The following is a 22,077-nucleotide window of genomic DNA, read 5'->3' as shown; positions in this document are numbered from 1 at the left end:
GCCGGTGGATTGCAAATACCCGTTCTGAAAAAAATCGGTGTTCCCTAAGAAAGGCGAAACTGCTCCAAATCGCGGTTCAAAAAAGAATTTGGCGATTTCTGCGGGCGCTGATATTCTTGCCGCAACGCAAAAATCAAATGAGCGCCTGCTGCATATCTCAGAACTTGCGCGGCGCGGTGGAAAAACAACGTGGAAGACCCCGAAGGCGGCGCAAAGCCGCAATTTGACGGGGCGTCGGCGGAAGGGCGCAAGGACGGCAAGAAGTCCAGGCGCCGCAAGGGCAAGCGTGGCGGGCATTCCCGCAGCGCGGCTCATCCCGCTTCGCATGAGCCTACCGGCGGTGCCGGACAGCCTGCGCGCCCGATGGAAGATGCGGCCGGCAATCCGGCCCGCAAGCGAAAGCGTCGCCGTCGTGGCGGCCATGGCGCGCCGCAGGACGGTTCCCCACATGCCCATCCGATGGAGCAGACCCAAGCGGTGGACAGTGCTGCTCGGTCCGAAGGCGAGCAGACGCCGAGCCGGCGCAACCGCCGCAAACATCGCGGCAAGCGCGGTCTTCAGGGCCGGCCGCTGACGTCGGCAAAACCATCAAGTGCCCCGCAACAGGAAAGCCGTGCGGATGAGACGCTGCGCATTGCAGTTCCGCGCGAAACACAGAACAGCACAGCCGCCAACCGCAAGGGCCGCCAGGATAGTCACGGCCATCCCGGGTTTCAGGGCGATCGCCAGGCCGGCGAACATGCATGGCCGGACGAACTCTACGCCGCTCTCGACCTTGGCACCAACAATTGCCGTCTGCTCATCGCCCAGCCGACCCGCCCGGGGCAATTCCGGGTGGTCGACGCGTTCTCTCGCATCGTACGCCTTGGCGAGGGCCTTGCGGCCAGCGGCCGTCTGTCCGACGAGGCGATGGAGAGGGCAGTCGAAGCGCTGAGGATCTGCGCCTCCAAACTCAGAAACCGCGAGATCCGCCGCATGCGGCTGATCGCCACCGAAGCCTGCCGCCAGGCGGTCAATGGTGAGGAGTTCCTCAGCCGCGTCGTTGCCGAAACCGGCCTCGCGCTGGAGATTATCGATCGCGAGACCGAAGCACGGCTGGCCGTCTCCGGCTGCTCTTCGCTGGTCGGGCGTGAGACACGCTCCGTCGTGCTCTTCGATATCGGCGGCGGCTCGTCGGAGATCGCCGTCATCCGCATCGGTGACATTCGTTTCAGCCGGTTGGCCAATCACATCACTCACTGGACCTCGCTGCCGGTCGGCGTCGTGACGTTGTCGGAGCGTCATGGCGGGCGCGACGTCACGCCGGAGGCCTTCGAAGGCATGGTCCGCGAAGTCGGCGGCATGCTCGAAGGTTTCGATTGCCCGGAGATCGAGGTTGCCCAGGCCGGCGACTTCCATCTGATCGGCACATCAGGCACGGTGACGACGCTTGCCGGCGTCCATCTCGACCTGCCGCGTTATGACCGGCGCAAGGTCGATGGCATCTGGCTGTCCGATGACGAGGTCTCCGCCATGCAGGCAAAACTGCTCTCCTGGAATTTCGAAAGCCGCGCCGCCAATCCCTGCATCGGGCCCGATCGGGCCGATCTGGTGCTTGCCGGCTGCGCAATCCTGGAGGCGATCCGCCGCCGCTGGCCGAGCCCGCGCATGCGCGTGGCCGATCGCGGCTTGAGGGAAGGCCTGCTCACCGACATGATGGCCGATGACGGCGTGTGGCGGCGTAATCGCAACCGCCGCGGCCAGCGGGCCAGATCCGGATGATTTCAGGCCGACCTGAAATCTGAATCCGGATATGAATCAAAGAGTTAGAGCATGATGTCGTCCGAAAACCGCGCACACTTTTCGGCATCATGCTCTAGATAAGGAAAAGGCATGACCAAAGCACCGATCGCGGGAAACCGCACCGGCCGCAAGCTCGGCCAGCGCGTCAAGAACAAGAAGATGAAGGCCTCCTCGCGCCAATGGCTGCAGCGCCACATCAACGATCCCTATGTCCAGCGCGCCCAGCTGGAAGGCTATCGCGCCCGCGCCGCCTTCAAGCTTTTGGAGATCGACGAGAAGCACCATATCCTGCGCGGCGCCAAGCGCATCATCGATCTGGGTGCTGCACCCGGCAGCTGGTCGCAGATCGCTGCCAAGGTCACCGGCTCGACGGATGAGGATATCCGTGTGGCCGCGATCGATTTTCTCGAAATGGCCCAGCTGCCCGGCGTCAAGATCCTGCAGCTCGATTTCCTCGATCCGACGGCGCCGGAAAAGCTGCTGGAGGCGGTCGGCGGCACGCCAGATCTCGTCTTCTCCGATATGGCAGCACCGACCACCGGCCACCACCGCACCGACCATCTGCGCACCATGCATCTCTGCGAAGTCGCGGCCCAATTTGCCGTTGAGGTGCTGGGGGAAGGCGGACATTTCCTTACCAAGACCTTCCAGGGCGGCACCGAGCGTGAGCTGCTCGCCATGCTGAAGCAGAATTTCCGCCAGGTCGTCCATGTCAAGCCGAACGCCTCGCGTGCCGAATCGGTCGAGATGTTCCTGCTCGCCAAGGGCTTCAAGGGACGCAAGGCCGAAGGTGACGCAGAGCAGGCTTGATCTTGGGCTGGTCTCGGCCGATGATGACGATCTCAAGAGCTGAGCTGCTGGTCCCATGCTTCTTTACGTCACGCTCGGAACCAACGATCTTTATCGCGCAGGACATTTTTATGATGCCGTGCTGCCTCTGCTCGGCTATCGCCGCCAGCATTATTCGGAAGAGGAAATCGGCTATTCCGCCGAGAGCGATACGCGCTGCCGCTTCTGGGTGGTGACGCCGTTCAATTGCCGCCGGGCGACGTCTGGCAATGGCGCCATGGTCGCCTTTGCAGCCGAACGCCGAGCCGATGTCGACGCCTTCCATGTGGCGGCGATGGCGGCAGGCGCCGTCGATGAAGGCGGGCCGGGCCTGCGCTCCTACCACGCCCATTTCTATGCCGCTTATGTGCGCGATCTCGACGGCAACAAGCTCTCTGCCGTCTGCGAAAACCCTGAATAGACGACAGCGCCGCGCGTCTTTTCAGACGCGCAAAGGAGGCTGTAGCACTCGGAGCCTATTTCACCGCCGGCTGCTCGGCTTCGATCGTCGACGCCGTCACCAGCTTTGCGCGGTGGCCGGAAACGAGCGCGCCGGCATTGCGATCCATCCGGATGAAGGGAATGGTCGCAATGACCGTCAGTCCGGCGATGATGTAGAAGGCGAGGTGGAAATCGGCGACCTGCAACGCTTCACCCCTGATATAGATCGAGCTTTCCAGGATTGCGGCTGCGACCGCAACGCCGAGCGCCAGGCTGACCTGCTGCATCACCGAGCTCATCGATGTCGCTTGGCTGGCTTCGGCATCATCGATGTCGGCAAAGGCAAGCGCATTGACGCCGGTGAACATGAAGGAGCGGGAGAAGCCGCCGAGCAGCAGCACGCCGATGATGGCCAGATGCGGCGTTGCCGGCGTGAACAGGCCGGTGACGATGGTCACGAGGGTCGTCACCATGGCGGCGCAAAGCAGTGTCGTGCGGAAGCCGGCGGCCGCGAAAACGCGCTTTGCCATGAATTTGGTGGTGATCGCCCCGATCGCTCCGGCAAAGGTGATCAGGCCGGATTGGAATGGCGTCAGCCCGAAGCCGAGCTGCAGCATCAGCGGCGTCAGGAAGGGCATGGCGCCGACGCAGATCCGAAAGAGCGTGCCGCCCAAGGTCGAGGCCCGGAAGGTCGGGTTTTTGAACAGGTTGAGGTTGAGGATCGGCGCCGGGTGGCGTTTGGCATGGCTGATATAAAGGAAGCCGCAGATAAGGCCGATCACGGTGGCGGTGACGCCGATGATCGGGGGCAGGGCCGGCAGGCTGACCACCGACAGACCGAAGACGACGCCGGCGGCCGTAAGCGAGGTGAGCACGAAACCGGTGAAATCGAGCCTCGGCGGCGCCGTCGCCTCGACCTCCGGCAGGAAGATCGTTGCAAGCCAGATGCCGATGATGCCGACCGGCACGTTGATCAGGAAGATCCAGTGCCAGCTGAAATAGGTGGTGATGAAGCCGCCGAGCGGCGGGCCGGTGAGCGGGCCGACCAGCGCCGGGATGGTCAGTAGCGCCATGGCTGAAACCAGATCGCTGCGCTTCGTCGTACGCACCAGCACGAGACGGCCGACCGGCGTCATCATCGCGCCGCCCATGCCCTGCAGGAAGCGGGCAAAGACGAATTCGACGAGGTTGGACGAGATGGCGCAAAAGATCGAGCCGATGACGAAGACGGAGATGGCAAGGCGGAAGATCTTCTTGGCGCCGAACCTGTCGGCCATCCAGCCGCTGACCGGGATGAACACCGCCAGCGCCACCATATAGGAGGTCAGCGCCAGCTTCAACGTGATCGGCCCGACATTGAGATCCGCCGCGATCGCCGGCAGCGCCGTGGCAATGACGGTGGAGTCCATCTGTTCCATGAAAAGAGCGACGGCAAGGATCAGCGGGACGATGCGGTTCATAGGCGGGAGGCCTTGATGGGCTGCGGATGGGAGCTGGGAAGGCCCGTGCTGTTTAGACCCACTTCAGAGGCCTGCCAATGCTCAAATCCGGTTCGACGACATGTTTGCTTCACGTCTGCGTGAGACGGCTTGTCCGACAACATCAACTGTCAAGATTGACATGTGTGTACCCTGCCGGGGCAAGAAATCCGGCCGGAATCGACATCGGGGCCAGTGCGGTGACGCACCGCAGGTCATAAGAGGATGGACATGTGGAAATTTCGTCGGGAATAAAACGGCGCGCCCTTTTTGCCGCAGGCCTCGGCCTGTTCGCAGCGCCGGTCATTTTAAGAGAGAGGGCCGAAGCGGCCGCGACTGGAGAAAGCAGTAAGATGGATTTAACGCCGTTGCCCGAGATCAATCAATTCAAGCTCGGTTCCTATAAGTTCACCGTCGTGCGCGACGGCACCAATGTCTCGGAAAACCCGCACGAAACCTTCGGCAGCAATCAGGACCCCGAAACCGTCAAAGCATTGCTGACCGCAAACTTCCTGCCGGCCGACAAGTTCATGAACGGATATACGCCGGCTCTCATCGATACCGGTTCGGAGGTCATTCTCGTCGATACCGGCTTCGGCGCTGGCGGTCGCGCAAGGGGCGCCGGCCAGCTTACCGAAGGCCTGAAGGCCGCAGGCTATTCAGCCGACGACGTCACCTTGGTGGCGCTGACCCATCTGCACGGCGATCATATCGGCGGCCTGATGGAAAATGGCGCGGCGGCCTTTAAGAATGCCCGCTATGTCGTCGGCCAGACCGAGTATGATTTCTGGTCGGACAAATCACGCGAGGGCACGCCGGCCGAAGGCGGCCACAAGGCGGTGCTCGCCAATGTCGCGCCGCTTGCCGAAAAGACCACGTTCATCAAGGACGGCGACAGTTTCGCGCCCGGCGTAACGGCGATGCTGGCGGCCGGACACTCGCCGGGGCATATGGTGTTCCACGTCGAATCCGAGGGCAAACGCCTGGTTCTCACAGGCGATACCGCCAACCATTATATCCTGTCGCTGCTGCGGCCGGATTGGGAAGTGCGCTTCGATATGGACAAGACGCAGGCAGCCGCCACCCGCCGCAAGGTTTTCGAGATGATCGCGGCCGAAAAGATCGCCTTCCTCGGCTACCACATGCCGTTCCCCGCCGTCGGCTTCGTCGAAAGGCAGGATGGCGGTTATCGCTTCGTGCCGAAGACCTATCAGTTCGACATCTGATCTGGAGCAATTCCAGCAAAGCTGCGCCGCAGTTTTGCCAGGCAAAGCGCAAAGCGCTTTTGCCGGGAATGCATGAAAACAAAGAGATAGAGCATCTCCTTGACCTGGGGAAATCAGGAGATGCTCCAGGCGCATGGCACCCATGCCGAGCCCGGCGGACAGGCCGGGCTTTTTGCTATTTCCTTCCTGTCATAGACGTGTTACCAGCCCTCGCCAACTTCCAAGCAATCCCATGCACACCGCCGGGGCGGACGATTCGTTTCCGGGCGGGCTCGCATTTTTATTAAACGAAGGAATTTGGCCATGGCACGCATCATTGAAACGGCAACCGGCGCAGACGCGCTTACCTTCGACGACGTGCTGCTGCAGCCCGGCCACTCCGAGGTCATGCCCGGCCAGACGAACATCTCCACCCGCATCGCCCGGGATTTCGATCTCAACATCCCGATCCTTTCTTCGGCCATGGATACCGTCACCGAAAGCCGCCTGGCGATCGCCATGGCGCAGGCCGGCGGCCTCGGCGTCATCCACCGCAACCTGACGCCGATCGAGCAGGCCGAAGAGGTCCGCCAGGTCAAGAAGTTCGAAAGCGGCATGGTCGTCAATCCGGTCACCATCGGCCCGGATGCAAAGCTTGCCGAAGCGCTGGGCCTGATGAAATCGCACAGCATCTCCGGCATTCCCGTCGTCGAGAAGTCGGGCCGCCTCGTCGGCATCCTGACCAACCGCGACGTCCGCTTCGCCTCCGATCCTGAGCAGAAGATCCACGAGCTGATGACCAAGGACAGTCTGGTCACCGTCAAGGAGAGCGTCGATCAGCAGGAGGCCAAGCGCCTGCTGCATTCGCATCGCATCGAAAAGCTGCTGGTCGTCGATACCGAAGGCCGCTGCGTCGGCCTGATCACCGTCAAGGATATCGAAAAGTCACAGCTGAACCCGAATGCCTCCAAGGATGCCCAGGGCAGGCTTCGCGCCGCTGCCGCCATCAGCGTCGGCGATGACGGTTTCGAGCGCGCCGAACGTCTGATCGAGGCCGGCGTTGATCTTCTGGTCGTCGATACCGCCCACGGCCATTCGCAGCGCGTCCTCGATGCCGTCACCCGTGTCAAGAAGCTGTCCAACTCGGTGCGCATCATGGCCGGCAACGTCGCCACCTATGACGGCACCAGAGCGCTGATCGATGCCGGCGCGGATGCCGTCAAGGTCGGTATCGGCCCGGGTTCGATCTGCACGACACGGATCGTTGCCGGCGTCGGCGTTCCGCAGCTCGCGGCCATCATGTCGGCCGTTCAGGCAGCGCAGGCTCAGGACGTGCCCGTTATCGCCGATGGCGGCATCAAATTCTCCGGCGATCTTGCCAAGGCGATCGCCGCCGGCGCTTCCGCCGTCATGATCGGTTCGCTGCTGGCCGGCACCGATGAGAGCCCGGGCGAGGTCTATCTCTACCAGGGCCGTTCCTTCAAGGCCTATCGCGGCATGGGCTCCGTCGGCGCCATGGCCCGCGGCTCGGCTGACCGTTATTTCCAGGCGGAGGTGCGCGACACGCTGAAGCTCGTGCCCGAAGGTATCGAGGGCCAGGTGCCGTACAAGGGACCAGTCGCGGCCGTCGTCCACCAGCTCGCCGGCGGCCTCAAGGCGGCCATGGGTTATGTCGGCGGCAAGGACCTGAAGGATTTCCAGGAGCGGGCGACCTTCGTGCGTATCTCCGGCGCCGGTCTTCGCGAAAGCCACGCCCATGACGTGACCATCACCCGTGAGAGCCCGAACTATCCGGGCGCCGGCCTCTGATCATGAAAGCGGGCAGCGGGATTCCTCTCTGGATCGTCGCGCTGCTCGCAGCCCTCTGCCTTGCCGTGCTTGCCTGGACGACTTTCGGCTTCGTTGTGCCCTTCAAGCACGAAACCGGACAGGCGGTTCTCGATACCTATTTCGCCGGTTACGACGAGTCGGCCGTCTTTCATATGCAGAAACTGCTCGATGAGAACGAGACGGCGACCAAGCTGCTCCGGGCCATGTATTTCGGGCCGGAGCTGATCTTTCCGGCATTGCTGACAGCGCTGCTGTTCCTCGCCTTCGCCAAGCTTGGTCCCGCCGGCGCGTGGTTCGGCCGATCGCTGCATCCGCTCGCAGGCAAAGCGGTCTATCTGCTGCCGTTGATCTACGGCATCGCCGACTACGGCGAGAATATTGCGAGCCTGGCCGCCTTCGGCAACGGTGCGTCCGCAAGTCTCGCAGCCGAGCTGCTGCCATGGATGACACGGCTGAAATTCGTAAGCCTCGCCATCTGCTTCATCCTCATCGCCCGGCTTGCCATCGCCCGCTGGCTTTCGGCGCGCGAGGACTGAGCGGCTTTATCGGGCGCTGGTATCCGGCTTCCCTTTCGGCTACTGCTCGCAACGAATTCGGAAGCGAAAAGACTTAGGAACCATATGACCGGCTATCAAATCTTCTGGCCACTCCTCGCCCATGCCGCCCTGGTCTACGGTCTTTATGCGCTTCTTGGGCTGCGGCGCGCAAAAATGGTCCGCGCCGGCAATATCGATAAATCGGACTACCGCGAAAATCGTGATGAGCCGGCCGAAAGCCTCGTCGTCAAGAACTGCCTCGCCAACCAGTTCGAACTGCCGGTGCTGTTCTACGCCTGTTGTATTCTTCTCTATACCACCGAGGCCGACAATATCGTCGCCGTCGGCCTCGCTTGGACCTTCGTCGCGCTGCGTTACGCCCATGCCGCCATCCATGTCTCCAGCAACGATCTGCGCTACCGCAGCCCGATCTTTGCCGCCGGATACCTGGTGTTAGGAGCTATGTGGGTCTGGCTCGCCCTATGGATGGCCATGAGCTGAGGGCCGGCGCGGAGTGCCTCGCCAGGCGTCCGGTGGCCAGCATTGTCACTCGTCTCGTGCAGCGGCATGGATATCACTTCGCTCGAAGAATTCTGCAACTATTTCAGGTCTTTCGGTTGCTGATCAATTAGCATGATATGATCTAGGCGCCTGATTTCACACGCTTTTGCCGGTCGTTAAAATGCGAGCGTTTTCATTTACGACTGATGAAGACCTGCAATGTCATATCCGCCCGACGCGCTGGCTTGGCATGATGCCTGCCCGCGCGAACGATAAGAACGGGAACGACATGGGCGCGGAAAGCATGGATCGGATAGGCCTGCGCAGGCAGCCGAAGCAGGAGCGCAGCATCCAGAGGCTGGACCTCATTCTCGCCGCCGCCGCCAAGATCATTGCCGAAAAGGGCGTCAGCGCCATGCGGATGACGGAACTTGCCGTCGCTGCCAAGGTGCCGATCGGCTCGGTCTACCAGTATTTTCCCGAGAAGGCGGCGATCGTCAAAGCCTTGTTCGACCAGCACGCCTCGGCAATCCAGGCGAAGACGGCGGCGATGTTTGCCGACGTGCGGTCGCTCGACCAGGCGCTCGACCTCGTCTGCGACATCATCGACTGGTACTACGATTCCTACCACAATGATCCCGTCTATCTCGGCGTCTGGATGGGAACGGAGACCGACCAGGATCTGCTTCAGCTGAATATCGAGCATAGCGCCCGCGTCGCCGGTATCTTTCATCAGGCCGTGCGCAGGCTGGCGCCCAGCCTTTGCGACGAGCAGATATATGCGCGCACTTACCTGTTCAGCCACCTGATCGGCGCCGTCATCCGGCTTGCCGCCGTCAGCGAGGAGACTTTGGCGCGGCGCATGCTCGACGAGTGGAAACGCGTCATCCGCGCCTCCCTTTTCGCCACGACCCTGCCGAACGCCGCCTAAAAACTTACCAGCTCGGTACCATATTGGCGGCCTTCAGCCGCGGATAAAGGCGTGCCTGGGCGGATTTGACGTCCGCATCGAGGTTGTCGTCGACGACAGCAGGCGTGATGTTGTCGAGGCAGGCGGTGATATGCGCCGTGATCGCGTTCATCAGCGAGAGCGAAACGCCCGGCCGTTTCATAATGCCGATCTGTACCGGCGGCAGCGCCGGAAAGCCGTCCGCCTGGCTCAGTACTTTCATGCCGGTTCGCAGCGCCGATTCCGGCATCACCGAAACCGCCATGCCGGCAAGTACGGCGGCGGCAACGACGGTGCAGGACCAGCTGGTGAACAGGATCTGGTGTTCGCGTCCGACAGCATCGAGCGCCGAACAGGCAAGCTGGCGCCACTGACAATCACGCCGGCCGACGGCAAGCGGCACTGGCGCGTCGTCGCGGATCGGATGGTTTGCCGAACCCACCCAGCAAAGCGGCTCGGTTCTCACCACATCGGACATGCGCTCGCGCGGATTATGGGTGACGAGCGCGATGTCGAGCTCGCCCTTGTGCATGCGCTCGGCCAAATCCACCGAGGGCTCGCAGACGATGTAGAGTTCGACATTCGGATGCGTCTTGGCGAAGCGGCCGATGATCTCGGGCATGTAGCGGTCGGCATAATCGTCCGGCGTGCCGATACGCAGCGTCCCTTCCAGCCTGTTATCGTCGAACGCCGCGATCGCCTCATTGTTGAGGCGGATGATGCGACGGGCATAGTTGAGCAGTTTTTCACCCTCGACCGTCAGCCGGTTGCCGCGGCCGTCCTTGATGAACAGCTGCTTGCCGATGCGCTCTTCGAGACGGCGCATCTGCATGGAGACGGCCGATTGGGTCTTGTAGACCCTGTCGGCGGCCTTGGTGAAGCTGCCGGAATCGACGATGGCGATGAAAGTCTGCAACTGGTCGAGATCAAGAGGCGCGGCCATGGTGTCACCCATAAAGATAGCTGATGATAATCATTAGAAACATTCGTTGGACTGATCAATAGCTCTTTGGCATCTTCGGGATGCAAATCAAGCAAAGTGAAGGACAGACACCCTGCCTGTCCAAGCAGAATTCAGCCTTATCCCTTTCCGCACGACCTCGCGGAAGGGGTTGGGTTGTTGCGTGCCCGAGAAAGGAGAGTTCGATGCACACGACAGACCGAACACTAGAACTCGACTGCAGCAAGCTTACCCCGACGCTTTCCCAGCGCCTGGCGGCAGGCCTCGCTCCGCTGGTCTCCCTCTTTCGCGGGTTCCGCAATCGCATGGAGATCAACGCGCTGCATGATCTGAACGACACGCAGCTTAGGGATATCGGCCTTAGCAGGGCCGACCTGACCTCTGCGTTCCTGGCCTCGACGTTCTTCGAGGACCCCTCGGAACATCTGACGCGCTCAGCGCGCAATCGCTGGCGCCTGTCGCTCTTCCGCTCCTACGAGGAGTAGGAGCGTCGAGTTTCCCCGCAGGGTGATAGCCAATAGCCCTGCTGCTTGACCCGGTGATCGGCTTTCCCAAGCCATCGCCGGGTTTTTTTATGCCTTGGTTTCAGGCGCCTTCGGCCGATAGGTCTCGAAAATCGCTTCCAGGTTCCTCTGGTAAGTCTTCTGTACTTCCAACCCGCTGTCGAACATCGCGTTCAGCATCTCGGTATAGCTGTCGGCAACCTTCGCCTCTTCCGTCGGCGCCTCCGGCGTCTTCGTCGTCGGCTGTTTGGCCGCCGGTGGCTGGCCAAGCCCGCCCATCATCTCCTGAAAGGCCTTGGCAAAGGGATTGTCGAGGAAGGGGTTCGGCTGAGACGCCGGTTCCGCCCTCGGTACCGAAAACATCTGCTGCATCGCCTGGGTGAAGGGATTGTCGAAGATGCTGGCCTCTGGGGCCATCTTCGGTTTCGGCGCAAAGCCGGTACTCTCAAGCCATTTCTGGATGGTCTCGCCCATCGCCGTGTTGACGAAGGGGTTGACCGGTGAGGCCATCTGGCCGGTCGTCTGCTTGAAGAGCCCGCCCATCAGCGTATCGGCGAGCACCGGCAGCATCCGCTGGTAGATGTCCTGGCCGATGCCGGTCATCTGTGCGGCCTGCGCGGCCACTGCGCGCGAAACCTCCTTCGAGCCGAAAAGCTGGGCAAGGATGTTGTTGCCGTCGGAAATGCCCTCCGGCGTGAAGGCCCGGCTCATATCCTCGAAATATCGTGCATAATTGCCGGACGAGACAGCCTGCATCAGCCCGACGAAATCATAAGGGTTGCTGGTGCTGCGTTTCAGGCCGGCGGAAAAGGCAGGCATCAACGCCGCCATCGCCTTGGTCGCCTGTTCCTGGGCGAGGTTGAACTGCCGGGCGACTGCCTCCATCGCCGCGCCGTTCTGCGCCTGCATCATCATGTCGAAGAGTGGCAGCATGGAAGTCCCTTTCCCGGTTCGCGGCGTATTGTAACGTCACTATAACCGGAAATGGCAGAGCGCAAACCGCTTTTTGCCATAAGAACTTAGAGCATGTCGCGCAAAAGTGTGCAGCGGTTTTGCGATAACGACATGCGTAAAAACAAAGGGCTAAAGCGCTAGGAGCGAATCTGAAAGATCGCGAGGCGCTTTAGAGAGAAATTTTGGCCAGGCTCAGTACTGATAGTCCTCGAAGACAGGTTCCACGGAGCCGTGCCAGCGGCCGTGGTAGAGCGACAGCAGATCTTCGGCGAGCGTCGCCTTCTTGGCGAGCACCTCGTCGAGCGGCGCCAGGAAGATGCTCTCGTCCTGGCCTTCGCCGTTGAGCTTGCCGCGGGCCTTGAGGCCAGCCTTCGATATGCCGACCACTTCGCGCGCCATGTCGAACAGCGAATGTCCGCGGAATTGCGCTTTCAACCCTTGCGCCGGAACAGCATTGCGCAGGGCGCCGACCTCGGCAAAGCTCCAATCCTTCGTCAACGCGTCGGCGGCCTCGAGTGCGGCATCGTCATAGAGCAGGCCGACCCAGAAGGCCGGCAGTGCGCAGATGCGCCGCCACGGGCCGCCGTCGGCGCCGCGCATTTCGAGGAAACGCTTCAGCCGCACGTCGGGGAAGAGTGTCGAGAGATGGTTCGTCCAGTCGCCCATCGTCGGCGCCGGATCGGCGATCTCACCCTTCAACGCGCCATTCATGAACTGACGGAAAGTGACGTGGGTGCAGTCGTGATAGCGGCCGTCGCGGACGATGAAATACATCGGCGCGTCGAGCGCCCATTCGGCATAGTCGCGGAAGCCGAAGTCGTCGCGGAAAGTGAAATCGAGCAGGCCGGCCCGCCGGTTGTCGACATCGCGCCAGATATCGCCCCGCCAAGAGAGCAGCCCGTTCGGCTTGCCCTCGGTAAAGGGTGAGGATGCGAAGAGGGCGGTCGCCAGCGATTGCAGCTTCATCGAGACGCGCATCTTTTTGCGCATGTCGGCTTCCGAGGAGAAATCGAGATTCACCTGGATGGTGCAGGTGCGGTACATCATGTCGAGACCCATGGTGCCGACCTTCGGCATATAGCGGGTCATGATCTCGTAGCGTGATTTCGGCATCTGCGGGGTTTCCGCATAGGTCCATTTCGGACTGCCGCCGATGCCGAGGAAGCGGATGCCCATCGGCTCGGCGATTTCGCGCAGCGTCGCCAGGTGTTGGTTCGATTCCTTGCAGGTCTCATGGATCGTCTCCAGCGGTGCTCCGGAGAGTTCGAACTGACCGCCGGGCTCGATCGAGATGGCGCCCATGCCGCTCTGCTCGGCAAGGCCGATGATGTTGCCGCCGTCCGTGATCGGCTCCCAGCCGTTTTTCTTCTGCAGGCCGGTCAGCAGGGCCGAAATGCTGGCATCGCCGAAATAGGGAACCGGGCTGTTGTCGGCGCGGAAGAAGGCGAATTTCTCATGTTCGGTGCCGATCCGGAAACGCTCCCGCGGCTTGTTGCCCGCGGCAATATAATCGGTCAGATCCTGGACCGAAGAGAGCGGTGTCTGGTCGGTGGTGTCGCGGGCCATGCGGGATACCTGCATTGAAAAAGGCGCCCAGGGGGCCGGGCAATTGGAAGGGTGATTTGGACCCAAGCCACCCATGTTGCAAGTGAAATTCTTTCAACGACGCATCAAAAAAATAGCAGCAATTTCCGTGTCCACCCGTTTTCGGCGTCAGGTCCAGTCGCCGATCGCCGCCTGGACCAGCGCCAAGGCTGCAACGGCTGCCGTATCGGCTCGCAGGATGCGCGGTCCGAGCGGAATTGCGGTGACGAAATCGAGGCTTCGAAGCCGCGTCCGTTCTTCTTCGGAAAAGCCGCCTTCCGGCCCGACCAACAGAGCGAGATGCCTTTCCTTGATCGCTGAAAGCACCGGCAGCGGATTTTGCCCGGCATCGCCCTCGTCGCAATAGATGATGCGGCGCTCCCTCGGCCAGCGGTCAAGCAGGTCGAGAAGTCTCACGGGCTCGGCGACATCGGGAATGCCGAGAACGCCGCATTGCTCCGCCGCTTCGACGACATTGGCGCGCAGCTTGTCGAGATTGGTGATCTTACCCTGGACGTGCTGGGTCATGACCGGCTGCAGCAGCCCGGCGCCCATTTCCACCGCCTTCTGCACGAGATAATCCAGGCGGCCGACCTTGAGCGGCGCAAAGAGATAATGCAGGTCGCACGGCTGCGGCTGCGGCCGCGTCTCTTCGATTGCTCTCAGCAGGATGCGTTTGCGCGTGGGGAAGGAGAGGGTCGCCTTCCACTCGCCGTCGCGGCCGTTGAAGAGCAGGATCTCCCCACTTTCCTCCATCCTCAGCACATTGGCGAGATAGTTGAACTGGTCGGCATTCGCCTCGAGGGCGGCGCCGCTGGAAAGCGGCGCGTCGACGAAAAGCCGTTGCATGCGGAAATTGGCGCGCATTTAAAAACTCGCGGGTTTTAGAGCATGATGCCGAAAAGTGTGTGCGATTTTCTTATGGCATCATGCTCTAACTCTTTAATTTAGAACAGGATTCAGATTTTAGGCCGAGCGGGCCTAAAATCATCCTGTTCTAGACGAAGAGCGCGAACATAACCCAATATATCATTGCCGCAAGCGCTGCCGAAACCGGCACGGTGACGATCCAGGCAGCGATGATCGTCATGAAATGCGAGCGACGCACGAGATAGCGCCGGCGTGTCTCGTGGATATTCGGCTCCTCCGGCTCGTCGATATCGAAGCTTTCGGCCTTGCGCCTGATATAGGCGATGCGGCGCTTCGAATGGCGCGTGTACCATTCGCGGAAGAAGCCGACGCCGAAGACGGCGCCGACGGCGATATGTGTGGTGCTGACCGGCAGGCCGAGCCAGGAGGCGACGATGACGGTGAAGGCGGTCGACAGCGCGACGCAATAGGCCCGCATCGGATTGAGCTTGGTGATCTCCTCGCCGACCAGGCGGATGAGGCGCGGCCCGAACAGCAGCAGGCCGACGGAGATGCCGAAGGCGCCGATCAGCATCACCCAGAGCGGTGGATGGCCGATGCCGTCACCGCCGCCGATACCGACAGAGTGGACGATCGCCGAAAGCGGCCCGACCGCGTTCGAAACGTCGTTGGCGCCATGCGCAAAGGAAAGCAGCGCCGCAGAGCCGATCAGCGGCAGCCGGAACAGCACCCGCAGCGAGCTGTTGCGGTTTTCGAGATTGCGCGCCTGGGCGAGCACAAGCGGCCGGGCGGCAAGCCAGCTGACCAGCCCGATGCCGATGCCGATGAGGATGATGGTAAAAGACGGAAATTTGCCGGTAGGCGACAGTTGCAGCACCATATAGGCCATGAAGCCGCCGGCCATCACTGCGACCAGCACCGGCACCCAGCGCTGGGCGGCCGCGACCTTGTCGTCGCGATAGATAATCAAGGTCTTGACGAGGTAGAGCAGCCCGGCCGCGATCAGTCCGCCGATCAGCGGCGAGGTGATCCAGCTCGAGGTGATCTCCAGCATCACCCGCCAATTTACCGGTTCCGGCCCGACGGCCGCGATACCGGCGCCGATCACCGCGCCGACGATCGCATGGGTGGTCGAAACCGGCGCGTTCAACCAGGTTGCGAGATTGATCCAGAGGGCTGCCGCCGTCAGTGCCGCCATCATGATCCAGCCGAGCATCGCCGGCGGCACCTGGACCGTGTCGACGATGTTCGAGGAAATCGTCTTGACGACATCGCCGCCGGCGATCGTGGCGCCGAGAACTTCGAAAATAGCAGCGATGACCAGCGCCTGGCCCATCGTCATCGCGCGCGCCCCGACGGCAGCGCCGACATTGTTGGTCACGTCATTGGCGCCGATGTTCATCGCCATGTAGCCGGCAAGGGCTGCCGCCGCCACGACGAGCACCGCTCCTGGCTGGTCGAACACATAGACGCCGGCAAACAGCATGGCCAGACCGACGAAGATCAGCCCGAGACCAGGCGCCACCAGCCGCCGCAAGACATGCTTCGTTGCGTCCTCGGCATGGGTGATCTTGGCGAGGTCTTTGTCGAGCGTGCGTTTCGTCAGGACTGTGGGACGTGGCGGCATTCGTTTTCCGAGGTATGAAATCTGCTTCTACGTTGCTTTTCTAGCACCGCAAGATGGCAGGATTCATTCCGCGGAAATTGGTTTGGCCGCCGAAATTGGTTTGGCCGTCGAAATCTGTTTGGCCGCAGGAGCCTGTTTGGCCCGTCGGGTCGTAAATCTTTCCGATACCGTCTGCTTGAAGGCAAGCAAGAGGGTGCGAAGCTCTGGTTCGCGCACGCGCCCGGCCGCTTCATCGAACGAGACCCATTCGATGCGGCGTTCGCCCTTTTCCTTGAAGTTCTTCGCCATGTCGGTGACTTCGAGCGCATAGACCTGCACCTTGCAGGCCACCTGCACGCCGTCGCGCAGGACTTTCGAATAGCTGTAAGCGCCAAGCGTTTCCGTCTCGACCGCGCCGCGGACACCGGCTTCCTCAAATGCTTCCTGTGCGGCGACCTCATGGGCGCATTTGCCTGTCATCGGCCAGCCCTTGGGAATGACCCAGCGGCCGGTATCGCGGCTTGTCATCAAAAGGACCTCGGCATCACCGCTCTTCTTCTTCACCCGATAGCAGATCGCACCATATTGCTGTCGCGGCGGACGCCGGAACATCAGCTGCACATCGGATGCCAATCGGGCGAGAAGAGTCAATTGTCGGGTCACCTTCGCAGTGGTTGTTAGGAATCACTCATATACGTGTATCACGAAAAGCTTACACAATCCAAAAGCCGCAAACGCTCCGAACGCGATTCGACCCCCGATCATAGAGGAAATCAGGCTGGGCCAGACTTAAAAATCCGTCACGTCCTGTTTCGAATGCGCCACATTGCACAGCTGTACAATATGGCGTGGTCTTGCCTTTCGTTCAATCGCAAGATCAAGTGATCCACCATCATTTTTGAATGTCGTCATCATGCGCCTTCCACCGCTCAATGCCGTCCGCGCCTTCGAGGCAGTCTGCCGTCACGGCAGCATTCTCAAGGCTGCCGAAGAGCTGAATGTGGTGCGCGGCGCTGTGCGCCAGCAGATTGCCACACTGGAGGGCCACTTCGGCCGCAAGCTCTTTCTGCGCGATGGCCGCAGGCTGGTCCCCACCGCGGAGGCCAGCGCTTTCGCCGAGGCGTCGGGCGCGGCTTTCGACATTCTGCAGCGCGCTGCTTGCGAGCTTGAAGGCGCGGTGCCGGGCTGCATCCGGCTCGGCGTGCCCTCCGCTTTCGCGGTCTGGTGGCTGATGCCGCGTGTCGCGGATATGCAGACGAGTCTCGGCGATGTGGTGGTCGACATCGTACCGAAGACGGTGGTCGAACCGTTGCAGATGCACCCGGAATTGGACGCCGTGATCATGGGCGGCGAATACCGGCCGTCCGCGGGGATTAGCGCCGTGCGGTTCATGGAGGACGAGTTCGGCCCGGTCGCCACGCCGGCGCTTGCCGCGACACTGTCGCCCGACCCGGCGGCAATGGGCCGGCTCACCATGCTTGCCAGCCGCAGCGTTCCCAAGCTCTGGGACGAGTGGTTTGTCGAAAGCGGCACGCCGCCGGTTGCCTTTTCCCGCCGCCAGGAATTCGAGGATCTGCTGCTGGCGCTCGGTGCCGCCCGCTCGGGGCTCGGCATCGCCCTTGCGCCGCGCGCCTCGATCGAGGACGATCTTCTGCGCGGTCAACTGGTGGCACCCTACGGCTTCGTCTCCCGTCCGTCCGGCTACAGCCTCTGCTGCCGCACGCCGGATGCCAAGCGACCGGGTTTTGCGGCCCTGTCCGGCTGGCTGCACCGTTGCGGGAAAGCGAGCTGAAAGGGCAGATTTTCTGCTCCTTCGCCAGAATAACCTCCATAGTCGCCGCCCTGCCGCTCCGCTAAAAAATATGGGAGCATCGGCAACAGGGATGAAATGATGGAAAAGACTGCGACACGCATCGACTGGATCGGCAGCAGCTGTCGGCTGTTGAAGGCGACCGCGGCCGAATTCGAGCGGACGCGTCCCTTCGCTGGCCTGTCGATCGGCACCGGCATTCATCTGGAACCGAAGACGGTGGCGCTGCTGATGACGCTTCGCGCCGGCGGCGCGCATCTTGTCTGCACCGGCAATCTCAACAGCACCCAGCCTTCGACGGTCGAGTTCCTGCGGTCCCAGGGCATCACCGTTTTCGCCACGCAGACGACCGATCCCGCCGCCCATCATGGCAGCCTCGAAGCAGTAATTGCTGAAAAGCCGGATCTGCTGCTCGACAATGGCGGCGATCTCTTCGCCATGGCGGCGGAGAGGCCCTACGCCAATCTCCGTGGCGGCACCGAGGAGACCACCTCGGGGCGCACGCGGCTGCTGCCGTTGCGCGAACGCCTGAACATGCCGATCCTCGTCATCAACGACAGCCCGATCAAGCAGTTCGCCGAAAACCGGCATGCCGTCGGCCAGAGCCTGTTCGAAAGCTATTTGCGCTTCACCAACCGCTCGACCAACGGCAAACGTGTGACGGTCTTCGGCTACGGCGCCTGCGGCAAGGGCACGGCCGCCTGTTTCCGCAACGCCTTTTCCACCGTCAGCGTCGTCGATATCGATCCGGTGACGACGCTCGAAGCCCATCTCGACGGTGTCGTCACGCCGCTGCGTGACGATGCGATTCGCTCGGCCGACATAATCGTCACCGTCACCGGCTTTGCCGGCATCGTCACGGCGGCCGACTTGCTCCTCATCAAGCACGGCGCGATCCTGATGAATGGCGGCCATTTCCCGCATGAGATCGATGTCGAGGCTTTCCGTCGCCATTCGGATGTCGTCGGCATCGATTGTTACGAGGCCGACCATATCGAGACCTTCCATCTGATCGACGGTCGTTCCTTCCATGTGCTGGGCGGCGGCCACATGGCCAATCTCGCCGGTCCGCGGCCGCTCGGCAATACCGTCGAATCGATGGATCTCGGCTTCACCCTTCAGGCCCGCTGCCTGGAACGCATCGCCAAGGGCGAGGCCGCTCCCCAATCCTGCATCGTGCCGGTCCCCGGCGATATCGACGCGATGGTGGCCAACGCTTATCTGGATTTGGCGCGCTAGATGTGAGCATTCAGCGAAGAGATCAGTCGATCTCGACGACGAGCTTCCCGTCCGCCTGCCGGTTTTCGATCAGCCGATGTGCCTCGTCGGTATCGCCCAGTGTGAAGCGGTGCGGGTCGAGCCTTGGCACCACCTTGCCGGCTTCGACCAGCTTCGTCATTTCACGCATGATCTCGCCGTGATGGGGGCGTCCTTCGCCGGTCAGAAGCGGCAGCAGCGTGAAGACGCCGGAATAGGTCGCCGCCTTGAAGGAGAGCGGCGCCAGCGCGTGATTTCCCCAGCCAAGGCAGCTCACGACATGACCGAACCGGTTAACCGCCTGGAACGCCGTATCGAGCCCCTGGCCGCCGACCGTATCGTAGACCAGATCGAAACCCTCGCCGCCGGTATGTCTAGCGACATAGGTTTCCACCGCTTCCGCGGCACGATCGATCGGCGTTGCATCGAGACCGGCGAGATAGTCCATTTTCGAAGCGCCGTCGATGACATAGACCTGCGCCCCGACGGCCTTGGCGATCTGGGCGACGATATGGCCGACACCGCCGCCGCCCAACACCAGCACCTTGTGATCGGCTCTCACTCCGGCGCGGTCGACGAGTCCTTCCCAGGCGGTAATTGCGACCAGCGGCAATGCTGCGGCCTCGCGCATCGAAACGTTCTGCGGCTTTGGCGCCAACAGTGCGGCGTCGACGGCTGCGAATTCGGCAAGCGATCCCTGAACGCCGCCGACCCCGCCGGTCATGCCATAGACCGCGTCGCCGCGACGGAAACCGCCGACGCCGGGTCCGATCTCTTCGACGATACCTGCCATATCGATGCCAAGAATGGCCGGAAGCGGGTGGCGCGCATGGGCCGCATTGCCGGCTCGGATCTTGAGGTCGAGCGGATTGACGCCGCTCGCCGTGATGCGCACCAGGACCTGGCCTTCGACGGGCACCGGCTTCGGAACATCGGCGATCCGCAATGGCGAATTCGGCGATTCCGCCAGCAGCACTTTCATCGTTGATTGTATCGACATGCAACTCTCCTTCGTTCGCAGTGTGGCGCCTACGGTCGCAACGGGTCTTCTGGAAGAAAGATCGCTCATTGAAACGCGAATGAAAATAAAAGACAACGACTGAAGCTCATGCATTTTTGTTTGATGGATACGAGTGATGGAATGGAGCGACCTGAAGCTGTTTCTGGCGATCGCACGGTTCGGCACGCTGGGGGCAGCAGCCCGCAGCCTCGGGCTGACGCAGCCGACGATGGGCCGGCGGTTGCGTGCCCTTGAAGCCTCTCTTGGCCAGACGTTATTTCAGCGCACCACGGAGGGCTTTGTGTTGACCGAGGAAGGCGCGGTCGTGCTCGCCGGTGCCGAACGCATCGAGGAGGAGGCGCTTGCTGTGGAGCGCGTCCTTACCGGCGGCAGCCGCCAGCTCGGTGGTTTTCTCAGGCTATCCTCATCCGACTGGTTCGGCGTGCATATGCTTTCGCCGGTGCTGGCGGAATTCTCCCAAGTCCATCCCAAGGTGGTGGTTGAATTATTGACCGACAGCCGGCTTCTCAGCCTGCCGCGACGCGAAGCCGACCTCGTTTTCCGCATTCAGCCCTTTACGGAAGCGGAGATCATTTCGCGCAAGCTCATCCATATCGAATACGGCCTTTACATCCGTCGCGGCGCGCCGCACCCGAAAGCATTCGATGGCGCCGGCGCCCGCCTCGTCACCATGGACGAGGCTTTCGGCGACATGCCGGATGTCGGCTGGCTGCAGCGCCTCTTGCCGCGGGCTGAAATCGTCTTGCGCAGCAACAGCCGCGATGTGCAGGCGGCGCTCTGTGCCAATGGAGCAGGGCTCGCGGTCCTGCCGCGGCCGCTCGGTGATTCCATTGCTGCCATCGAACTGGTCGGTCTCGGCGAGGCACCGCCCGGCCGCGACACCTGGGTCGGCTATCACCGCGACATGAAACGCCTGGCGCGGCTGCGCGCCCTGCTGGATCTTGTCATCGAGAGATTGGCGGGCTGAACCGACGCTGGAAAATGATCCCGAAAATGTGAGCGATTTTCGGAGCGACATCACGCTCCAATTTCCAGTTGGGTCTGCAGTCATATCTCCCAATAGGGGACGGGGCCGTAAAGCTCCGCGAGATAATCGATGAACAGCCGCACCTTGGCCGGCAGGAACTGCCGGCTGGGATAGACGGCCGAAAGTGCTACATTGTGCGAGCCTTCATAGGCCGGCAGCACCTGCACCAGCTGGCCGGCTTTGAGCTCTTCGCCGATATCCCAGGTGGAGCGCAGGGCGATCCCGAGGCCTGAGATGACCGCCTCGCGGATCACCTCGCTGGAATTGGTGATCAACATGCCTTCCGGCTTCAGGCTGAGCATCCCGCCCGGCCCGTTCAGCCGCCAGGTGTCGTTATTATGCGCCGGCAGGCAGCGGTGGTGTTTCAACTCGTCGATATGCCTGGGTTCGCCATGTGCCGTCAGATAATCCGGCGAGGCGCAGAGCAGCCGGCGCACTGGCGCCAGCCGGCGAGCGACGAGGCTCGAATCGGTGAGTTCCGCGATGCGGATCGCCAGATCGAAACCACCGCCGACGATGTCGCTGAATTCGTCCGTCAGCACCAGGTTGATCGTAAGCTCCGGATGCGCCTGCATAAACGTCTTCAGATGCGGCGCGATGTGCATGCGTCCGAAAGAGGTCGGCGCCGAGATCTTCAGCGTGCCGTGCATCTGCGCCGAGCGGCCGGAAATGTAGAATTCCGCCTCCTCCAACCCGGCGAGAATGCCAAGAACGCGGTCGTAGAAACCCTGTCCGGCCTCCGTCAGCGAGATTTGCCGCGTCGTGCGCTGCAAAAGCCGGGTGCCGAGCCGATCCTCCAGCCGCTTGATCCGTTTGGAGACGACGGCGGGAGAAAAGCCGAGCGCGCGCCCGGCGAGCGACATGCTGCCTGTCGAAACGACCTTGGCAAAGATTTCGAGATCACCCAGATTGGTCATAAGGTTTTGTGACTTTT

General features: G+C 61.9%; 21 protein-coding genes. 12 read left to right on the top strand and 9 right to left on the bottom strand.

The window, feature by feature from the left end:
- Positions 1-189 precede the first annotated feature (189 nt).
- The 3 genes from HJB82_RS28675 to HJB82_RS28665 all read left to right on the top strand — a co-directional run bounded on the left by HJB82_RS28675 (position 190) and on the right by HJB82_RS28665 (position 3,031).
- Positions 190-1,761: a Ppx/GppA phosphatase family protein gene (locus tag HJB82_RS28675; RefSeq protein ID WP_221142164.1), complete on the top strand. Its 1,572-nt coding sequence runs from the start codon at positions 190-192 to the stop codon at positions 1,759-1,761.
- Between the two features lie 111 nt (positions 1,762-1,872).
- A complete protein-coding gene (locus HJB82_RS28670; protein WP_207583058.1) occupies positions 1,873-2,592 on the top strand; it encodes an RlmE family RNA methyltransferase in 720 nt (239 codons plus the stop codon).
- A 55-nt stretch (positions 2,593-2,647) separates the two neighbouring features.
- Positions 2,648-3,031 carry a VOC family protein gene (locus tag HJB82_RS28665; protein WP_207583059.1) on the top strand — a complete coding sequence of 128 codons (384 nt, stop codon included), beginning with the start codon at positions 2,648-2,650 and terminating at the stop codon, positions 3,029-3,031.
- A gap of 55 nt (positions 3,032-3,086) precedes the next feature.
- On the opposite strand, the gene HJB82_RS28660 is transcribed toward HJB82_RS28665, so the two are convergent.
- Positions 3,087-4,511, bottom strand: coding sequence for a DHA2 family efflux MFS transporter permease subunit (locus HJB82_RS28660; protein WP_221142162.1), 1,425 nt, complete (start codon positions 4,509-4,511; stop codon positions 3,087-3,089).
- A 251-nt stretch (positions 4,512-4,762) separates the two neighbouring features.
- On the opposite strand from HJB82_RS28660, the gene HJB82_RS28655 reads away from it, so the two are divergent.
- The 5 genes from HJB82_RS28655 (at position 4,763) to HJB82_RS28635 (ending at position 9,532) form a co-directional block, all read left to right on the top strand.
- On the top strand, positions 4,763-5,755 hold the full coding sequence (locus tag HJB82_RS28655) for an MBL fold metallo-hydrolase (protein WP_207583061.1): 993 nt from the start codon (positions 4,763-4,765) through the stop codon (positions 5,753-5,755).
- Positions 5,756-6,058: 303 nt separating this feature from the next.
- Positions 6,059-7,543 carry an IMP dehydrogenase gene (guaB, locus tag HJB82_RS28650; protein WP_221117584.1) on the top strand — a complete coding sequence of 495 codons (1,485 nt, stop codon included), beginning with the start codon at positions 6,059-6,061 and terminating at the stop codon, positions 7,541-7,543.
- A 2-nt stretch (positions 7,544-7,545) separates the two neighbouring features.
- On the top strand, positions 7,546-8,100 hold the full coding sequence (locus HJB82_RS28645; protein WP_207583063.1) for a hypothetical protein: 555 nt from the start codon (positions 7,546-7,548) through the stop codon (positions 8,098-8,100).
- Between the two features lie 84 nt (positions 8,101-8,184).
- Entirely contained in the window at positions 8,185-8,601 is a 417-nt protein-coding gene (locus tag HJB82_RS28640; protein WP_221117583.1) for an MAPEG family protein, read from the top strand.
- Positions 8,602-8,890: 289 nt separating this feature from the next.
- Positions 8,891-9,532, top strand: coding sequence for a TetR family transcriptional regulator (locus HJB82_RS28635; RefSeq protein WP_207583065.1), 642 nt, complete (start codon positions 8,891-8,893; stop codon positions 9,530-9,532).
- A gap of 4 nt (positions 9,533-9,536) precedes the next feature.
- Here the strand turns inward: HJB82_RS28635 and HJB82_RS28630 are convergent, their stop codons facing one another.
- Complete coding sequence (locus HJB82_RS28630; protein WP_164010060.1) at positions 9,537-10,493, bottom strand: LysR substrate-binding domain-containing protein; 957 nt, start codon at positions 10,491-10,493, stop codon at positions 9,537-9,539.
- 203 nt (positions 10,494-10,696) lie between these two features.
- On the opposite strand from HJB82_RS28630, the gene HJB82_RS28625 reads away from it, so the two are divergent.
- Positions 10,697-10,996, top strand: a complete 300-nt coding sequence (locus tag HJB82_RS28625; RefSeq protein WP_207583066.1) for a DUF1127 domain-containing protein — start codon at positions 10,697-10,699, stop codon at positions 10,994-10,996.
- A gap of 87 nt (positions 10,997-11,083) precedes the next feature.
- On the opposite strand, the gene HJB82_RS28620 is transcribed toward HJB82_RS28625, so the two are convergent.
- The 5 genes from HJB82_RS28620 to HJB82_RS28600 form a co-directional block, all read right to left on the bottom strand.
- Entirely contained in the window at positions 11,084-11,947 is an 864-nt protein-coding gene (locus tag HJB82_RS28620) for a DUF937 domain-containing protein (RefSeq protein WP_221117582.1), read from the bottom strand.
- Between the two features lie 213 nt (positions 11,948-12,160).
- Entirely contained in the window at positions 12,161-13,534 is a 1,374-nt protein-coding gene (locus HJB82_RS28615) for a glutamate--cysteine ligase (protein ID WP_221117581.1), read from the bottom strand.
- Between the two features lie 147 nt (positions 13,535-13,681).
- Positions 13,682-14,419 carry a 16S rRNA (uracil(1498)-N(3))-methyltransferase gene (locus tag HJB82_RS28610; RefSeq protein ID WP_221117580.1) on the bottom strand — a complete coding sequence of 246 codons (738 nt, stop codon included), beginning with the start codon at positions 14,417-14,419 and terminating at the stop codon, positions 13,682-13,684.
- Positions 14,420-14,549: 130 nt separating this feature from the next.
- On the bottom strand, positions 14,550-16,049 hold the full coding sequence (locus HJB82_RS28605; RefSeq protein WP_221117579.1) for an inorganic phosphate transporter: 1,500 nt from the start codon (positions 16,047-16,049) through the stop codon (positions 14,550-14,552).
- Between the two features lie 63 nt (positions 16,050-16,112).
- Positions 16,113-16,679, bottom strand: coding sequence for an NUDIX hydrolase (locus tag HJB82_RS28600; RefSeq protein ID WP_221117578.1), 567 nt, complete (start codon positions 16,677-16,679; stop codon positions 16,113-16,115).
- A gap of 262 nt (positions 16,680-16,941) precedes the next feature.
- Between HJB82_RS28600 and HJB82_RS28595 the strand changes: the two genes are divergently transcribed.
- Positions 16,942-17,820 carry a LysR substrate-binding domain-containing protein gene (locus HJB82_RS28595; RefSeq protein WP_221117577.1) on the top strand — a complete coding sequence of 293 codons (879 nt, stop codon included), beginning with the start codon at positions 16,942-16,944 and terminating at the stop codon, positions 17,818-17,820.
- Between the two features lie 99 nt (positions 17,821-17,919).
- Positions 17,920-19,077 (top strand): adenosylhomocysteinase, encoded by a 1,158-nt coding sequence (locus tag HJB82_RS28590; protein WP_221142159.1) that lies wholly within the window; start codon positions 17,920-17,922, stop codon positions 19,075-19,077.
- A gap of 22 nt (positions 19,078-19,099) precedes the next feature.
- Here HJB82_RS28590 and HJB82_RS28585 read toward each other — a convergent pair whose 3' ends face one another.
- Positions 19,100-20,095: a zinc-dependent alcohol dehydrogenase family protein gene (locus HJB82_RS28585; RefSeq protein ID WP_207583073.1), complete on the bottom strand. Its 996-nt coding sequence runs from the start codon at positions 20,093-20,095 to the stop codon at positions 19,100-19,102.
- Between the two features lie 136 nt (positions 20,096-20,231).
- On the opposite strand from HJB82_RS28585, the gene HJB82_RS28580 reads away from it, so the two are divergent.
- On the top strand, positions 20,232-21,083 hold the full coding sequence (locus HJB82_RS28580) for a LysR family transcriptional regulator (RefSeq protein ID WP_207583074.1): 852 nt from the start codon (positions 20,232-20,234) through the stop codon (positions 21,081-21,083).
- A gap of 80 nt (positions 21,084-21,163) precedes the next feature.
- Here the strand turns inward: HJB82_RS28580 and HJB82_RS28575 are convergent, their stop codons facing one another.
- Positions 21,164-22,060: a LysR family transcriptional regulator gene (locus tag HJB82_RS28575; protein WP_207583075.1), complete on the bottom strand. Its 897-nt coding sequence runs from the start codon at positions 22,058-22,060 to the stop codon at positions 21,164-21,166.
- Between the last annotated feature and the right edge of the window lie 17 nt (positions 22,061-22,077).

This window comes from Rhizobium sp. NZLR10, from assembly GCF_019685125.1.
Classification (GTDB): Bacteria; Pseudomonadota; Alphaproteobacteria; order Rhizobiales; family Rhizobiaceae; genus Rhizobium.
The sequence above is the reverse complement of the archived record's forward strand: the minus strand, read 5'-3'. Positions and strand labels throughout refer to the sequence as shown.

Bases quoted from the DNA above. Each gene is read 5' to 3' on its own strand.
- HJB82_RS28615 (WP_221117581.1), bottom strand. From the start codon at position 13,534: ATGGCCCGCGACACCACCGACCAGACACCGCTCTCTTCGGTCCAGGAT.
- HJB82_RS28585 (WP_207583073.1), bottom strand. From the start codon at position 20,095: ATGTCGATACAATCAACGATGAAAGTGCTGCTGGCGGAATCGCCGAAT.
- HJB82_RS28590 (WP_221142159.1), top strand. From the start codon at position 17,920: ATGGAAAAGACTGCGACACGCATCGACTGGATCGGCAGCAGCTGTCGG.
- HJB82_RS28605 (WP_221117579.1), bottom strand. From the start codon at position 16,049: ATGCCGCCACGTCCCACAGTCCTGACGAAACGCACGCTCGACAAAGAC.
- HJB82_RS28665 (WP_207583059.1), top strand. From the start codon at position 2,648: ATGCTTCTTTACGTCACGCTCGGAACCAACGATCTTTATCGCGCAGGA.
- HJB82_RS28580 (WP_207583074.1), top strand. From the start codon at position 20,232: ATGGAATGGAGCGACCTGAAGCTGTTTCTGGCGATCGCACGGTTCGGC.
- HJB82_RS28645 (WP_207583063.1), top strand. From the start codon at position 7,546: ATGAAAGCGGGCAGCGGGATTCCTCTCTGGATCGTCGCGCTGCTCGCA.
- HJB82_RS28660 (WP_221142162.1), bottom strand. From the start codon at position 4,511: ATGAACCGCATCGTCCCGCTGATCCTTGCCGTCGCTCTTTTCATGGAA.
- HJB82_RS28625 (WP_207583066.1), top strand. From the start codon at position 10,697: ATGCACACGACAGACCGAACACTAGAACTCGACTGCAGCAAGCTTACC.
- HJB82_RS28640 (WP_221117583.1), top strand. From the start codon at position 8,185: ATGACCGGCTATCAAATCTTCTGGCCACTCCTCGCCCATGCCGCCCTG.
- HJB82_RS28620 (WP_221117582.1), bottom strand. From the start codon at position 11,947: ATGCTGCCACTCTTCGACATGATGATGCAGGCGCAGAACGGCGCGGCG.
- HJB82_RS28610 (WP_221117580.1), bottom strand. From the start codon at position 14,419: ATGCGCGCCAATTTCCGCATGCAACGGCTTTTCGTCGACGCGCCGCTT.
- HJB82_RS28670 (WP_207583058.1), top strand. From the start codon at position 1,873: ATGACCAAAGCACCGATCGCGGGAAACCGCACCGGCCGCAAGCTCGGC.
- HJB82_RS28575 (WP_207583075.1), bottom strand. From the start codon at position 22,060: ATGACCAATCTGGGTGATCTCGAAATCTTTGCCAAGGTCGTTTCGACA.
- HJB82_RS28635 (WP_207583065.1), top strand. From the start codon at position 8,891: ATGGGCGCGGAAAGCATGGATCGGATAGGCCTGCGCAGGCAGCCGAAG.
- guaB (WP_221117584.1), top strand. From the start codon at position 6,059: ATGGCACGCATCATTGAAACGGCAACCGGCGCAGACGCGCTTACCTTC.
- HJB82_RS28595 (WP_221117577.1), top strand. From the start codon at position 16,942: ATGCGCCTTCCACCGCTCAATGCCGTCCGCGCCTTCGAGGCAGTCTGC.
- HJB82_RS28630 (WP_164010060.1), bottom strand. From the start codon at position 10,493: ATGGCCGCGCCTCTTGATCTCGACCAGTTGCAGACTTTCATCGCCATC.